The following is a 14,032-nucleotide window of genomic DNA, read 5'->3' as shown; positions in this document are numbered from 1 at the left end:
GCGTGTGAGATGTCGATGCAAAAAGGCAGCGCCGCGGCGCTGCCTTTTTGCTTTTGCGCGTTACGCCTGCAGCAGCGCCGGCACGCGCCGCTTGACCCACTGCGTGGCCTGATCGTACGCGTGGGCGAGTTGCAGCACGGAGAGATCCGCGTGCGGCTTGCCGATCACCTGCAGCCCCATCGGCAGGCCTTGCGCATTGAAGCCCGCCGGCACGCTGATGACAGGCAGCCCCGCGAGACTGCCGCCGATCACGACTTCCATCCAGCGGTGATAGGTATCCATCGTGCGGCCCGCGATCGACTTCGGCCAGTGCTCGTTCGCGTCGAACGGGAAGAGTTGGGCGCTGGGCAGCACGAGGTAGTCGTAACGCTCGAACAGTGCGAGCAGCGCGTTGTACCACTGGCTGCGCGTGACCGAGGCGTTCCACACGTCTTCGCCCGAGAGCTTCAGGCCGCCTTCCACTTCCCATTGGGCTTCCGGCTTGAGCAGCGCGCGCTTTTCCGGGTCGCGATAGAGCGCGCCGAGCGTGCCCGCGCACGAGAAATGGCGCAACGTGAGCCACGTTTGCCACACGCGCTCCATGGCGAAGTCGGGGCGCGCGGCTTCGACCTTGCAGCCGATGGATTCGAAGTCCTTGAGCGCCGTTTCGCAGAGTGCGAGCACGCCGTCTTCCATGGGCAGATAGCCGTCGTAATCGCCTAGCCAACCGATGCGCGCGCAACCAAAGTCGCGCTCGAGCGGACCCGCGAACTGCGCGGGATCTTCGGCAATGGACAGCGGCGCACGCGCGTCGTAGCCGGCCTGGGTGGCAAGCAGCATCGCGAGGTCGGGGACAGTGCGGGCCATCGGTCCCGCATAGCCGAGCTGGTGGAAGAACAGTTCGTGCGCAGGCACGGAGGGCACGCGGCCTTGCGACGGACGGAAACCAAACACGTTGTTCCAGCCCGCGGGATTGCGCAGCGAGCCCATCATGTCGCTGCCGTCCGCCACGGGCAGCATGCGCAGTGCGAGCGCCACGGCCGTGCCGCCGCTGCTGCCGCCCGCGCTGCGCGTGGGGTCGTAAGCGTTGAGCGTGGCGCCGAAGACCGTGTTGTAGGTGTTCGAGCCGAGGCCGAATTCCGGCGTGTTCGTCTTGCCGATGAAAATCGCGCCCTGTGCGCGCATGCGCGCGGCCATCAGGGAATCTGCCGCGGGCACTTCGTTGCGGAACAGCGGCGAGCCTTGTGTGTACGGGATGCCGGCCGTGGCCGTGAGATCCTTCGGCGCTTGCGGCATGCCGTGCATCCAGCCAGGGTACTCGCCTCGCGCGATCTGGGCGTCGCGAACGTCCGCCTCGGCGAGCAGCGTGGCGCGCTCGCGCAGCGAGACGATGGCGTTGGCCGGCGTATTCACGCGCTCCGTATGGTCGAGAAACGCCGTCATCACTTCGCGGCAGGACACCTTGCGCAGGCGTATCCATTCCGAAAGCTCGAGCGCGTCGGCCGCGACGAGATCGTTGGGGGACAGTCTTGCGGGGGATAGCGATGCCTGGTTCATACGTGTCTCTCGCTTGCGGATGGAGCAGGGGGAGGGTCATTGTCGCGCAGGCGCGGCGCAAGCGAAAGGAAACGGATGGTTGCCGCCGCGGGTCGATGGTTGCCGCGTGGGGCGGCCAGGTTACCGGACGGTCGCGGCGGGCGCCGACGTGTCGTTGCCTTGCCCTGGCGGCGCGGCGCCGGGGAGTGGGGCGCCACCGAGGGCTTGATAGAGCGCCGCGGTGTCGGTTAGGCGGTCCGCATGAGCGCGCGAGCGGTCGAGCGTGGTCTGGAGTGCCTGGCGTTGCGCATCGATCAGCGAAAACTCGCTCACGCCGCCCGCGTTGTAGCGCGTTTGTGCGATCGCTGCGTTGGCCTGCGCCTCGCGAGCGGCGTCGTCGCGCGCCTGCAGCTCGGTCGCATCGTTCTGGAGCGCCTGGAGCGAGTCGGCGACCTGCTGCAGCGCCTGCAGGACCGTCTGTCGATAGTCGGCGAAGGCGGCCTCATAGGCGGCTTCTGACGCGCGTTTCTTCGCGCGCAATTCGCCGCCATGAAACAGCGGCTGCGTGAGGCCGAGTCCCACGTTCCAGATGTTCAGCCCGGTGACAACGTCCTCGATACGCGTGCGCTCCGAGCCAATACTCGCCGACAGCGAGATCTGCGGATAGAGATTCGCCGTCGCCACGCCCACGTTGGCGCCGGCCTGGTGCAGCAGCGCCTCGGCGGCGCGTATGTCGGGACGTTCGCGGGCCAGTGTGGAAGGCACCGTGAGCGAAACCGTATCGGGCAGATGCAGTGTATCGAGAGAAAGGGCGTCGAGCGGCGCGGCGAACTGCGCTGGCGCAACGCCCAGCAGGGTGGCGAGCTGATGCTCCGCAGCCGCGCGCTGCGTTTCGAGCGGCGGCAGCGAAGCGCGCGTCTGCGCGAGCAGCGTGCGCTGGCTACGCAGGTCGATCTGCGCCACACCGCCGGCCGCGTAGCGCGACTGCATGATCGCGAGCTGGCGCGCCTGCGTCTGCGCGAGTTGTGTGGTGAGGTCGATCTGGCGTTGCAGCGACGCACGGCGGATGGCAGTGGACACCACGTTGGCGGCCACCGAGAGTCGCGCGGCTTCCATTTCGTACGCCTGATAATCGACCTGTGCGAGCGTGGATTCCAGCGCACGACGGTTCGCGCCGAACAGGTCGAATACGTACGAGACGCTGACCGAAGCGTTGTAAAGCGTAAACGGCGGCGGGTTCGGCACTTGCGTGATGCCGAAAGCGGCGAGATCGACCTTCTGGCGCGTACCGGAGAGTTTCAGATCGACGGCGGGATAGTTCGTCGCGCCTGCCTGCGCGTTGTAGTTTTCGCGCGCTTCCACGAGTTTCGCGCGCGCCGAGTCGAGCGTGGGGCTCGCGCGCAAGGCCTGATCGACGAGTTCGTTCAACTGCGCGCTGCCAAATTGCGTCCACCAATCGTTTGGAGCGTGTTCCGCAGCCGTGAAGGTCTGCGCGCCGCCGCCGGGGCCGGTGGCGCTGGCGGTGGAAGCCGGCACGGGCTCGCGCGTCCAGCCCGTGGCATCGGGTGCGGCGGGCGGGTGGAAATCGGGGCCCACGGTGCAGCCCGCGAGCATGAGCACAAGCAGGAAGGCAAAGGCGGCGTCGCGGGTCATGGTCGTGTGCCTCGCGCTAGTCGAGCGTGCGCCGGTAAAAGCGCACGGCGATCGCCATGACCGCGACCGTGAAGACGGCGAGCGGCCAGACCGCGGGCCACAGGTCGGTCCAGCCGTTGCCCTTGAGCAGGATGCCGCGCACGAGCCGGTTGAAGTACGTGAGCGGCAGCAGATTGCCGAGCCACTGCGCCCAGCGCGGCATGCCGCCGAACGGGAACATGAAGCCCGAGAGCAGCAGGCTTGGCAGGAAATAGAACATCGTCAGCTGCATGGCCTGCAACTGGTTCTGCGCGAGCGACGACAGCGTGATGCCCACCGTGAGATTCGCGGCGATGAACAGCAGCGCCGAGAGATAGAGCGTAACGAGGCCACCTGCGAACGGCACGTGAAAGACGTAGCGCGCGGCGAGCACGATGATGGTCGCCTGGATCAGCCCGATCGCCACGTACGGAATGATCTTGCCCGTCATCACTTCGATGGGCAGCACCGGCGTGGCGAGCAGGTTCTCCATCGTGCCGCGCTCGCGCTCGCGCGTGATGGCGAGGCCCGTCATCATCACCATCGTCATGGTGAGGATCACGCCCATGAGGCCGGGCACGACGTTGTATTGTGTGATGCCCTCGGGGTTGTAGAGCCGGTGCACCTGCACGTCGAACGCGGCGGGCGTGCCGTTCAGATGCGCGAGCGGACCGGTGAGGTCTTTCGCGGCCACGGGCGCGACCAGTCCGGGCAGCGCCGCGAGTGCGGTAGTGATGGCGGTGGGGTCGCTCGCGTCGGCTTCGACGAGCAGCGAGGGTCGTTCGCCGCGCAGCAGGCGCCGCGAGAAATCGACGGGAATGCTGAGCACGAACTGCACCGTGCCGCGCGCCAGCGCACGACGCGCCGAGGCTTCGTCGGGCAGCGTTTCGATCACGTCGAAATAGGCGGAATTACGCATGCCCGCGACGAAGCTGCGCGCGAACACGCTGTCCTCGCCCACGACGATAGCCGTGGGCAGATGCTTGGGGTCGGTGTTGATCGCATAGCCGAACAGCGTGAGCTGGATGATCGGCAGCCCAACGATCATCGCGAACGTGATGCGGTCGCGCTTGAGCTGCAGGAACTCCTTGAGCACGATGCTCCACCAGCGCGCCACGGAAAACGGGAACGACGCGCTCACGACGTGACTCCGTAATTGTCCTGAGCATGGCTCATCAGGTAGATGAAGACATCTTCGAGACCGGTGTCGATGCGTTCCGCGCGCAGCGGCTGGCCTTCTACCGCACGCTCGACCGCTTTGGCAAGCGCTGTGTGATCGCGTCCGCTCGCATGCAGTGCGGAGCCGAACACCACGGTCTGGTCGATGCCCGGCGCTTCGCGCAGCTGTGTGGCGAGTGCGCTGAGCCGCTCGCCATGAATCGCCCACGTTGCGAGGTTCTGTTCGGCGATGACCTCGGCGGCGGTGCCCTGCGTGAGCAGCTTGCCGTAGGCGATATAGGCGAGCTTGTGGCAGCGCTCGGCTTCGTCCATGTAGTGCGTGCTCACGAGCACCGAAATGCCCCGTGCGGCGAGCCGGTGCAACTCCTCCCAGAAGTCGCGGCGCGCGGTGGGATCGACGCCCGCCGTCGGTTCGTCGAGCAGCAGCAATTCGGGCTCGTGGAGCATGCAGGCCGCGAGCGCGAGCCGCTGCTTCCAGCCGCCCGAAAGCGCACCCGTGAGCTGGCTCGCGCGGCTGGCGAGCCCGAGCGATTCGAGCGCACGGTCGACGGCTTCACGGCGGTTCGGCATCTGGTAGATGCGCGCAACGAAGTCGAGGTTCTCGCGGATCGTCAGGTCTTCCCAGTACGAGAAACGCTGCGTCATGTAGCCCACGTGACGCTTGATCTGTGCGCTCTCGCGCAGGATGTCATAGCCAAGGCAGGTGCCCGAACCGGAGTCAGGCGTGAGCAGCCCGCACATGAGCCGGATCGAGGTGGTTTTGCCGCTACCGTTCGGTCCGAGAAAGCCGAAGATCTCACCGCGCGCCACCCGCAGCGACACGTCGTTTACGACATGCTTGCTGCCGAAACGCTTGTTGAGATTGCGCACGTCGATGGCGTACTCGCCGGAAGGTTGATCAGGTGTGCTCATTGCAGCGTCACCTCGACCGGCTGGCCCGGATGCAGCTTCACGGCGTCTTCTGCGGAAGGCCGCGCCTCGATCATGAATACGAGCTTTGCGCGGTTCTCGTTGCTGTAGATGACGGGCGGCGTATATTCGGCGGCGTTCGAAATCCACGTGATGGTGGCGGGCACCAGGGCGGCGCAGCCGTCGCAGCGCACGTTCACTTTGCGGCCGGGCGCGAGCGATCCGACGATCGTTTCCGGCACGAAGAAGCGCACCTTCACGTTCTGCGGCGGCAACATCTGCACGACGGGGTTGCCCGCCTGCACCCACTCGCCCACACGAAACAGCGTGTCGTAGACGAGGCCGCCGCTCGGCACGCTCACGCGCTTCTGGTCGAGCCGCCATTGCGCCTGCGCGAGCGAGGCGCGCGCGGCCTCGACATCGGCGGCCTGGGCGGCGATTTGCGCGCTACGTCCCGGCAGATTCGCCACGCGCACCTGGTTTTGCAGCTCGCGCACCTGGGCGGCCGTGGAGGCGGCCTGCGCGCGCGAGTCGTCGAGCTGCGCCTGTGCAATGCCGCCCGCGCGCAGTTGCGTTTCGTCGCGCGTGAGCTGGAGCGCGGCCTTGCGCGCGTTCGCCTCGGCCTGCGCGAGCTGCGCCTCGGTCACGCGCACTTCGGGCGGACGCTTGCCGGTCTGGAGGTCGGCGAGCTGCTGCTGTGCGGCCGTTAGCCGATGCTGCGCCTCGTCGCGCGCGGCCGCTTCCTCGACGGAGTCGAGCGCGAAGGCGGGCGCATTGGCGGCGACAGTCTGCCCGCGCTGCACGTCGAGGTGCGTGAGCGTGCCCGGCTGCGACGACGCGAGATAGACGTACTCGCCTTCGGCATAGCCCTGCCAGCCTGCCGGTCCATGCCGGGAACATGCGGCGAGCACGAGCGCCGCTGCGCATATGACGGCAAAGGGGCGCTTCATGACGCGTCCTCCTTGCGGCTCGCTGCTGCGCCCGTCACGCGGCGCGCACGTGCGGCCTGCGGCGCGGGCCGCAAGGCCGCGCTCAACAGCGCACTCACATGCCGATGCAGCGCCTCGCGCTCGATCTTCGGAAAGCCGCGCACGCTTTGCCAGAGCTTCGACGTGGCGAGCGGCAGCATGACGAGCGCGAGAATCGAGATGAAGAGCAGCGGCGCTTCCAGTTCGGCGTTGACGCTGCCGTCGCGCTGCGCCTCGTTGACGCGCGCGGCAAAGCGCTGCAATTGCTCGGTGGGCAGCCGCTTGAGCATGCGCTCGCGCAGCAGGCCACCTTCGTTGACGATTTCACGCAGCCAGAGCGGCGGCAGCCAGGGCATGCGCGCGGTGACATCGAAGAGCCGCGCGACCAGCTCCTCCACGAGCGCGTGAGGGTCTTGCGCGAGGTCCCCCCGGGCGCTGTCCACGCTCTCCCACACGAAGGCGATCGAGCGCGCAATGCGCTCTTCGACCACGGCGTCGAGCAGCTTTTCGCGGTTCGTGAAGTAGTAGTGAACCATGGCGGACGTCACGCCTGCGGCCTCGGCGATCTGCGCCATGGTGGTGGCCGCGATGCCCTGTTCGCCGAACAGTTGCGTGGCGCTGGCGAGCAGCCGCTCGCGCATGTCGAGGTCGGCGGCGGCCGCGCGGCGCCGGCCGCGCGGGCGGGGCGCAGCAGCAGCGGTGCGGGTGCGCGTGATCATCGTTCTACTTTAATTCACGCGTTAGTTAAATTCAAACTGTGCGCGCAATGGTTAACCCTGCGACGTTTTCTTGCAGGTTCTTTCAGATCTTTCCTATACAAAATCGCCGGCAGGTCGGTCAGGCTGTGAGATTCACGCTGAAGGGTCAAACAAATACGCCACCATGGAACAAAAAATGAAACGCGTCGTCGTCATCGACGACCATCCGATTGTGCTGAAGATGCTCGCCAACGTACTCAATACGGAGTACGAACTGGTGGGCGAGTGCAGCGACGGCGAAGCGGGCCTGCGTCTCGCACAGGAATTGCATCCCGACCTGGTGATTCTCGACCTCGAGTTGCCGAAGCTCGATGGCCTTTCCGTCATCCGCGGCATTCGTGCGACGCAGCCCGGCGCGCGCATTCTCGTGCTCTCTGCGAAGCCCGAGCTGGTCATGGCCAATCACACGCGCGTCGCGGGCGCGAACGGCTATGTCAACAAGAATCGCGGTGTGGAGGAACTGTGCGGTGTGGTCAAGGCGGTCTTGCTCGGCTACGACTGCTTCCCGGCGGGCAGCTGCGGCGGCGGCCGCGACGTGGCGCTCAACGGGCTGTCGCCTCGTGAAGTCGAAGTCCTGCAGTATCTCGCGCGCGGTTTGAGCAACAAGGGTATCGCGGCTCGGCTCGGGCTTTCCGATAAAACCGTCAGCACCTATAAGACCCGCGTGCTGGACAAGCTCGGCGTGTCGTCACTTGCGGCGTTGATCGAGTTTGCGACGTTGAACAAGCTGATCGAATAGCCCGACCCGAAGCACAGCCGAAAAAAAAGCCCGACTTGCGTCGGGCTCCAAGTGTGACCGCACCCGTTGCCGGGCGCGGCACCTGCAAAAAACTGCGTACTTACGCCGCCAGCAGCGAGCGCAGCACGAACGGCAGAATACCGCCGTGCTTGTAGTAGTCGACTTCGATCGGCGTGTCGATGCGCAGCAGCACCTGCACGCGCTGATCCTTGCCGTCCTTGTGGTGGATTACGAGCGTCAGGTCCTGTTGCGGCTTGAAGTCGTCCGTCAGGCCTTCGATGTCGAACGTTTCTTCGCCGGTCAGGCCGAGCGACTGAACGCTGTCCGAACCCTTGAACTGCAGCGGCAGAACGCCCATGCCGACGAGGTTCGAGCGGTGGATGCGCTCGAAGCTGCGTGCGACCACGGCCTTCACGCCCAGCAGCTGCGTGCCCTTGGCTGCCCAGTCACGCGACGAACCCGTGCCGTATTCTTCGCCTGCGAACACCATGGTCGGCGTGCCGGCGTCGATGTACTTCATCGCTGCATCATAGATCGAGAGCTGTTCGCCGCTCGGCTGATGGATCGTCAGGCCGCCTTCCACGCGCGTGCCGTCGGCCTTCGCCGGGATCATCAGGTTCTTGATGCGCACGTTCGCGAAGGTGCCGCGCATCATCACGTCGTGGTTGCCGCGGCGCGAGCCGTAGCTGTTGAAGTCGGCCTTCTGCACGCCGTTTTCCTTCAGCCACTTGCCTGCGGGCGAGTCTTCCTTGATCGAGCCGGCCGGGCTGATGTGGTCGGTCGTGACCGAGTCACCGAAGATGCCCAGGGCGCGCGCGCCCTTGACTTCGGCCACCGACGACGACGGCGTCATCGAAAAATCGCTGCCGAAGAACGGCGGCTCGGCGATGTAGGTCGACTTCGGCCAGTCGTAGACCTGACCTTCTTCGCCTTCGATCTTGCTCCACAGGTCGCCCTTCTTCGTGAGCTGGCTGTAGTTTTTCTGGAACGCGTCCGGATCGAGCGCGAACTTGAGCAGCGCGTTGACTTCGTCGCTCGTCGGCCAGATGTCGCCGAGGTAGATGTCACGGCCGCCCTTGCCCTTGCCCACCGGCTCCGTCATCAGGTCGCGCGTGATGTTGCCCGCGATCGCATAAGCGACGACAAGCGGCGGCGAGGCCAGGAAGTTCGCACGGATGTTCGGGTGGATACGCGCTTCGAAGTTGCGGTTGCCCGAGAGCACCGCGGCCGCGACGACGTCGTTCTTGACGATCGATTCGTTGAGTTCGGCCGTCAGGTCGCCGGCGTTGCCGATACAGGTCGTGCAGCCGTAGGCCGCGAGTTCGAAGCCGAGCTTCGAGAGGTAGGGCAGCAGGCCCGTCTTCGTCAGGTATTCCGTGACGATGCGCGATCCCGGCGCGAGCGACGTCTTGATGTGCGGCGCGACCGTCAGGCCCGCTTCCACGGCCTTCTTCGCGAGCAGGCCGGCGGCCAGCAGCACGCTCGGGTTCGAGGTGTTGGTGCACGACGTGATCGCGGCGATCAGCACGTCGCCGTTGTGCAGCTTGACCTTGTCGCCCGCCGCGTATTCGGCGGAGAGGTCGGCGGCCTTCTTGTTGAAGCCGTTTTCCGCGACCGGCTTCGAGAACAGGTCCGTGAAGGTCGACTTCACGTTGCCGATTTCGATGCGGTCTTGCGGGCGCTTCGGACCGGCCAGCGACGGCGCGACCGTGCCGAGGTCGAGGACGAGCGTCTTCGTGTAGTCGATGTCGCCGGCCTTCGGCACGCCGAAGAGGTCCTGCGCCTTGAAGTAGTTCGCGAATGCGTCGATTTCGGCTTCCGTGCGGCCCGTGCCCTTGAAGTAGTCGATCGTCTTTTCGTCGACCGGGAAGAAGCCCATCGTTGCGCCGTATTCCGGCGCCATGTTGCCGATGGTCGCGCGGTCGGGCACGCCGATCGACGCCGTGCCTTCGCCGAAGAACTCGACGAACTTGCCGACGACCTTCTCCTTGCGCAGCATTTCGGTGATGGTCAGCACGAGGTCGGTGGCCGTGCAGCCCTCGCGCAGCTTGCCCTTGAGCTCGACGCCCACCACATCGGGCGTGAGGAAGTACACCGGCTGGCCGAGCATGCCGGCTTCCGCTTCGATGCCGCCCACGCCCCAGCCCACCACGCCGATGCCGTTGATCATCGTGGTGTGGCTGTCGGTGCCGACGAGCGTGTCAGGGTAGTAGACGGTATCGCCGCCTTCGGCCTTCTTGTGCACGCCGCGTGCGAGGTATTCCAGGTTCACCTGGTGGACGATGCCGATGCCCGGCGGCACGACCTTGAACGTGTCGAACGCCTGCATGCCCCACTTCATGAACTGGTAGCGCTCGTTGTTGCGCTGGAATTCCAGTTTCATGTTCAGGTCGAGCGCGTCCTTCTGGCGGAAGTAGTCGATCTGCACCGAGTGGTCGACGACGAGATCCACCGGCACGAGCGGCTCGATGACCTTCGGGTCACGGCCGACCTGCCTGGCCACGCCGCGCATGGCGGCGATGTCGGCGAGCAGCGGCACGCCGGTGAAGTCCTGCAGCACGACGCGGGCGACGACAAACGGGATTTCGTCGACGCGCGTGGCGTTCGGCTTCCAGTTCGCGAGTTGCTCGATGTGCTCTTCCGCGATCTTCTTGCCGTCGTAGTTACGCAGCACAGACTCGAGCACCAGACGGATCGAGACCGGCAGACGATTGATCTTCACGCCAAGCTGCTTGCCGAGTTGCGGCAGCGAGTAGAACTTGCCTTTGCCGGAACCGCTGTCGAATTCTTTTAGCGTTTTGTGGAGATTGTGGGCCATAGTGTTTTCCTTCGTTTAATCGCGGAAATAACGCTTACTGCTCGTTTGCTGCTGTCACTGATACCTGCCTGATTGCTCAGATCACATACATGTCGACGTACTCGTTGACGGGCAGGGCGCAAAGCCGCGCCTCGTCGAGCGAGACATCGAGAATCGCCTGCTGCTGCTTCGCGGGGAAGCGGCGCGCGAGGTTGATTCGAAACTTCTCGATCAGCAGCGGAATGCCTTCTTCGCGGCGCCGCTTGTGGCCGATCGGGTACTCCACGACGACCTCGTCGAGCGTCGTGCCGTCGCTGAGCTCTATGGTGAGCGCATTCGCGATCGAGCGCTTGTCCGGATCGTGATAATCCTGCGTAAATTGCGGGTCTTCCACGCATACCGTCTTCGCGCGCAGCGCGTCGATGCGCGGGTCGCCCGCGACGTCGTCTTCGTAGTCGGAGGCGGTGAGGCGGCCGAAGATCAGCGGCACGGCGACCATGTACTGAATACAGTGGTCGCGATCGGCCGGGTTGGCAAGCGGCCCGCTCTTGTCGATGATGCGGATGGCCGCTTCATGCGTGCGGATGGTGATGCGCTTGATGTCCCCAGCCGTTTTGCCGCGTTGAGCGAGCACGCCGTGCAGCGTCATCGCGGCTTCGGCGGCGGTCTGCGCGTGGAATTCGGCGGGGAAAGAAATCTTGAACAGCACGTTTTCCATCACATACGTGCCGTAGGGGCGCTGGAACCTGAACGGCTGTCCCTTGAACGAGACGTCGTAGAAGCCCCACGTTTTTGCCGTGAGCGCCGAGGGATAGCCCATCTCGCCCGTTTTCGCCATGAGCGCGAGGCGCACGGCGCGCGAGGTGGCGTCGCCTGCGGCCCACGACTTGCGCGAGCCCGTATTGGGCGCGTGGCGGTAGGTGCGCAGCGACTGGCCGTCGACCAGCGCGAGCGAAACGGCGTTGATCAGCTCGTCGCGCGTGAGCCCGAGCATGTGTCCGACCACGGCGGTCGAGGCGAGCTTCACGAGCAGCACGTGGTCGAGACCGACCTGGTTGAACGAGTTTTCCAGCGCAATGCAGCCCTGGATCTCGTGCGCCTTCACCATCCCTTCGAGCACTTGCTTCATGGTGAGCGGCGACTTGCCCTGGGCGACGGCGGTGCGCGAGAGCCAGTCGGCGGTCGCGAGGATGCCGCCCAGGTTGTCCGACGGATGGCCCCATTCGGCGGCGAGCCAGGTGTCGTTGAAGTCGAGCCAGCGGATCATCGCGCCGATGTTGAACGCGGCCTGAACCGGATCGAGCTGGAATGACGTGCCCGGCACCTTCGCACCGTGCGGGACGATCGTGCCCGGCACGATCGGTCCCAGCAACTTGGTGCAGGCTGGGTAGGAGAGCGCCTCGAGTCCGCAGCCGAGGGTATCGATCAGGCAATGCCGGGCCGTAGTCAGCGCGAGCGCGCTGTCAACTCCGTCTTTGGCAAACCCGCCCAGCACATAGTCGACGATATCGACCAGTACCTGGTCCGGCTGCGGCCTGACGTTGGAGATCAGGGCGGACATCGAGGCGATCCTGCGGTCCTTACTGGCCCGCGGCGCCGCTGGCGGCTGCCGGAGCGCGGGTGGCCGGGTTCAGCGCTTGAGCCTGGGTCGGCGCCATTGCGCCTTGCTGCATTGCAACAGTCTTGCACTCGTCGGCCAGACGCGAGCTGTCCTTGTCCGAGAACAGCATCGCCTTCGTCGGGATCACGACGAGGTCGAGGCCGGTGGCGGCGTCGTGGAAGCGGTCGGCGCCAGTGGTCGTGACCTGACGCGGCAGGTTGTAGTTCTTGTTCGCCCAGTGAACGGTGACGATCTGGTCACGTGCCATGTCGCCCTTCAGGTCGAACTGTGCGCCTTCCGCGCAGCTCCAGTGCTCCGAGCCTTCCGGGACCGGATCGACCTTCGCTTCCTTGGCCGGGTTGGCCTTGCGCTTGATGATGCGATGCTTCGGAGCCGGCTTCTTGGCCGTCGTGGTCGACGTGCCTTGTGCGGCGGCGTCAGTGGCAGCCAGCATCAGCGTCGAGGACAGCGTGCCGATAACAGCGGCGATCAGCAGTTTCTTCATGAGTGTCAAACCTTTATCTATCTAAAAGCGGTTGATCAGTGCGCGGTTGAACAGGCAACCGCCGTTTGCACTGCGCGCGCCCCGAAAGCGCGCAGCGGACGCTATTTTCACCTATTTATCGCCATGAACTTCAATTTCTCCGGCCCGGTGTTGTTTGCAGCCTGGTTCGCAAGTAACTGCCTGTAACTGTCCGTGACTGCCGTCGCTGCGCTATGCGGTGCGAGATCCGCGTGGTTGCCCGGGCGCGGTACGCTGAAAACGTTTTCTGCGTCCGTTCGCGGCGCGCATCAGGCCGACTCCTGCGTGAGCTCGCCTGGTGCGAACAGCGGCGCCGCCTCGGCCGGCACGGCGCGGCCCGTGGCGCGCGCGCGGCGCAGCACCGACCAGTAATAGCGATAGCTCGCGCGGTCGTGCAGCGTGTCGCCGTGGCGTGTCGGACCCCATTGTGCGTGTTGCGCGGCCAGCAGGATTTCGGCGGCCAGCGCAATTTCTTCGTCGCGCGGCGCGAAAGCGGCGACGATCGCGGGAATCTGCGCCGGGTGAATGCTCCACATGCGCGTGTAGCCGAACTCGTTGCGTGCGCGGCGCGCGTCGTTCGCCACCACGTCCATGTCGCGCACTTCCGTGCTGACATTGTGCGAGGGCACGCGGCCGAACGCGTGGCACGCGGCCGCGATTTCGAGCTTCGCGCGGCGCACGAGCGGGTGGTCGAACTGGCCGGGCGAGCGCATGGCCGTGTCGGGAATCGCGCCGTCGTGCGCGGAGACGAAGTCCATCAGCCCGAAGCTAAGCGACTCAACCCCGCGCAGCGCGGCGAGGTCGAACACGCGCGCGAGTGCGCCATGCGTTTCGACGAGCAATTGAACGGGAATGGGCTGGTCGATGCCCATCTCGACGCGCGTGGCTTCGATGAACGCCGTCATTTCGGCGGCGTCGCCCACGGCGCGGATCTTCGGCACGGTGATGAAGGCCGGCGCGCGCTTCGCGGCGCGCAGGATCATGCGCACGTCGTCGCGCCAGTGCGGGTGATGGAAATCGTGGATGCGTACGCCGACGCGGCCGAAGCGGTCGTGTTCGCCGCCGATGAACGACGCCACGAGTTCGGCGTGTTCGGCCTCGCGGCCCACCTGCGCGCCGTCTTCGCAATCGAGCGTGATGTCGAATACCGGGCCCAGCTGCTGCTGCAGCGCGAGCGATTTGAGCATCAGCTTCTCACTGCCCGCGTAGTGGTCGCATGCGGGCAGGATGGCGGGCGGCGCTTCGCCGTCAAACAGCACTTCGGCTGGCAGAATGGCGCGCATCTTCGGCGTCGGGAGTCGAGTTTTGTAGGAGATACCGGATTCGCATGCGCCCTGCCGGCAAGGCGGGCAAGGCAAGGCGCATGCGGATCG

11 protein-coding genes are annotated in these 14,032 nt (G+C 65.6%); 1 reads left to right on the top strand and 10 read right to left on the bottom strand.

Annotated elements, in window-relative coordinates:
• Positions 1 to 60: 60 nt before the first annotated feature.
• The 6 genes from AB4Y42_RS02960 to AB4Y42_RS02935 all read right to left on the bottom strand — a co-directional run bounded on the left by AB4Y42_RS02960 (position 61) and on the right by AB4Y42_RS02935 (position 6,961).
• Positions 61 to 1,536 carry an amidase gene (locus AB4Y42_RS02960; RefSeq protein WP_368693337.1) on the bottom strand — a complete coding sequence of 492 codons (1,476 nt, stop codon included), beginning with the start codon at positions 1,534 to 1,536 and terminating at the stop codon, positions 61 to 63.
• A 120-nt stretch (positions 1,537 to 1,656) separates the two neighbouring features.
• Positions 1,657 to 3,168, bottom strand: a complete 1,512-nt coding sequence (locus AB4Y42_RS02955) for an efflux transporter outer membrane subunit (RefSeq protein WP_368693336.1) — start codon at positions 3,166 to 3,168, stop codon at positions 1,657 to 1,659.
• Between the two features lie 16 nt (positions 3,169 to 3,184).
• Positions 3,185 to 4,327 carry an ABC transporter permease gene (locus tag AB4Y42_RS02950; protein WP_368689262.1) on the bottom strand — a complete coding sequence of 381 codons (1,143 nt, stop codon included), beginning with the start codon at positions 4,325 to 4,327 and terminating at the stop codon, positions 3,185 to 3,187.
• A complete protein-coding gene (locus AB4Y42_RS02945; RefSeq protein ID WP_368689263.1) occupies positions 4,324 to 5,277 on the bottom strand; it encodes an ABC transporter ATP-binding protein in 954 nt (317 codons plus the stop codon). The genes AB4Y42_RS02950 and AB4Y42_RS02945 overlap by 4 nt, the downstream gene beginning before the upstream one ends.
• Entirely contained in the window at positions 5,274 to 6,224 is a 951-nt protein-coding gene (locus tag AB4Y42_RS02940; protein ID WP_368693335.1) for an HlyD family secretion protein, read from the bottom strand. The genes AB4Y42_RS02945 and AB4Y42_RS02940 overlap by 4 nt, the downstream gene beginning before the upstream one ends.
• Positions 6,221 to 6,961 (bottom strand): TetR/AcrR family transcriptional regulator, encoded by a 741-nt coding sequence (locus AB4Y42_RS02935; RefSeq protein ID WP_368693334.1) that lies wholly within the window; start codon positions 6,959 to 6,961, stop codon positions 6,221 to 6,223. Before AB4Y42_RS02935 ends, AB4Y42_RS02940 begins: the two co-directional genes overlap by 4 nt.
• A gap of 175 nt (positions 6,962 to 7,136) precedes the next feature.
• Here AB4Y42_RS02935 and AB4Y42_RS02930 point away from each other — a divergent pair, with 175 nt between their 5' ends.
• The gene (locus tag AB4Y42_RS02930) at positions 7,137 to 7,739 is read left to right on the top strand and encodes a response regulator transcription factor (protein WP_254319748.1); all 603 of its coding nucleotides are present in this window, start codon (positions 7,137 to 7,139) and stop codon (positions 7,737 to 7,739) included.
• Between the two features lie 100 nt (positions 7,740 to 7,839).
• On the opposite strand, the gene acnA is transcribed toward AB4Y42_RS02930, so the two are convergent.
• From acnA to AB4Y42_RS02910, 4 genes are all read right to left on the bottom strand, one after another.
• Positions 7,840 to 10,557 carry an aconitate hydratase AcnA gene (acnA, locus tag AB4Y42_RS02925; protein WP_368693333.1) on the bottom strand — a complete coding sequence of 906 codons (2,718 nt, stop codon included), beginning with the start codon at positions 10,555 to 10,557 and terminating at the stop codon, positions 7,840 to 7,842.
• A gap of 76 nt (positions 10,558 to 10,633) precedes the next feature.
• Positions 10,634 to 12,097 (bottom strand): bifunctional 2-methylcitrate dehydratase/aconitate hydratase, encoded by a 1,464-nt coding sequence (locus AB4Y42_RS02920; RefSeq protein ID WP_368693332.1) that lies wholly within the window; start codon positions 12,095 to 12,097, stop codon positions 10,634 to 10,636.
• Positions 12,098 to 12,116: 19 nt separating this feature from the next.
• The gene (locus tag AB4Y42_RS02915; protein WP_342918523.1) at positions 12,117 to 12,641 is read right to left on the bottom strand and encodes a hypothetical protein; all 525 of its coding nucleotides are present in this window, start codon (positions 12,639 to 12,641) and stop codon (positions 12,117 to 12,119) included.
• A 287-nt stretch (positions 12,642 to 12,928) separates the two neighbouring features.
• Entirely contained in the window at positions 12,929 to 13,942 is a 1,014-nt protein-coding gene (locus AB4Y42_RS02910; protein WP_368689269.1) for a CoA ester lyase, read from the bottom strand.
• Between the last annotated feature and the right edge of the window lie 90 nt (positions 13,943 to 14,032).

The sequence above is a fragment of the Paraburkholderia sp. EG286B genome, assembly GCF_040965655.1.
Lineage (GTDB): Bacteria > Pseudomonadota > Gammaproteobacteria > Burkholderiales > Burkholderiaceae > Paraburkholderia.
The sequence above is the reverse complement of the archived record's forward strand: the minus strand, read 5'-3'. Positions and strand labels throughout refer to the sequence as shown.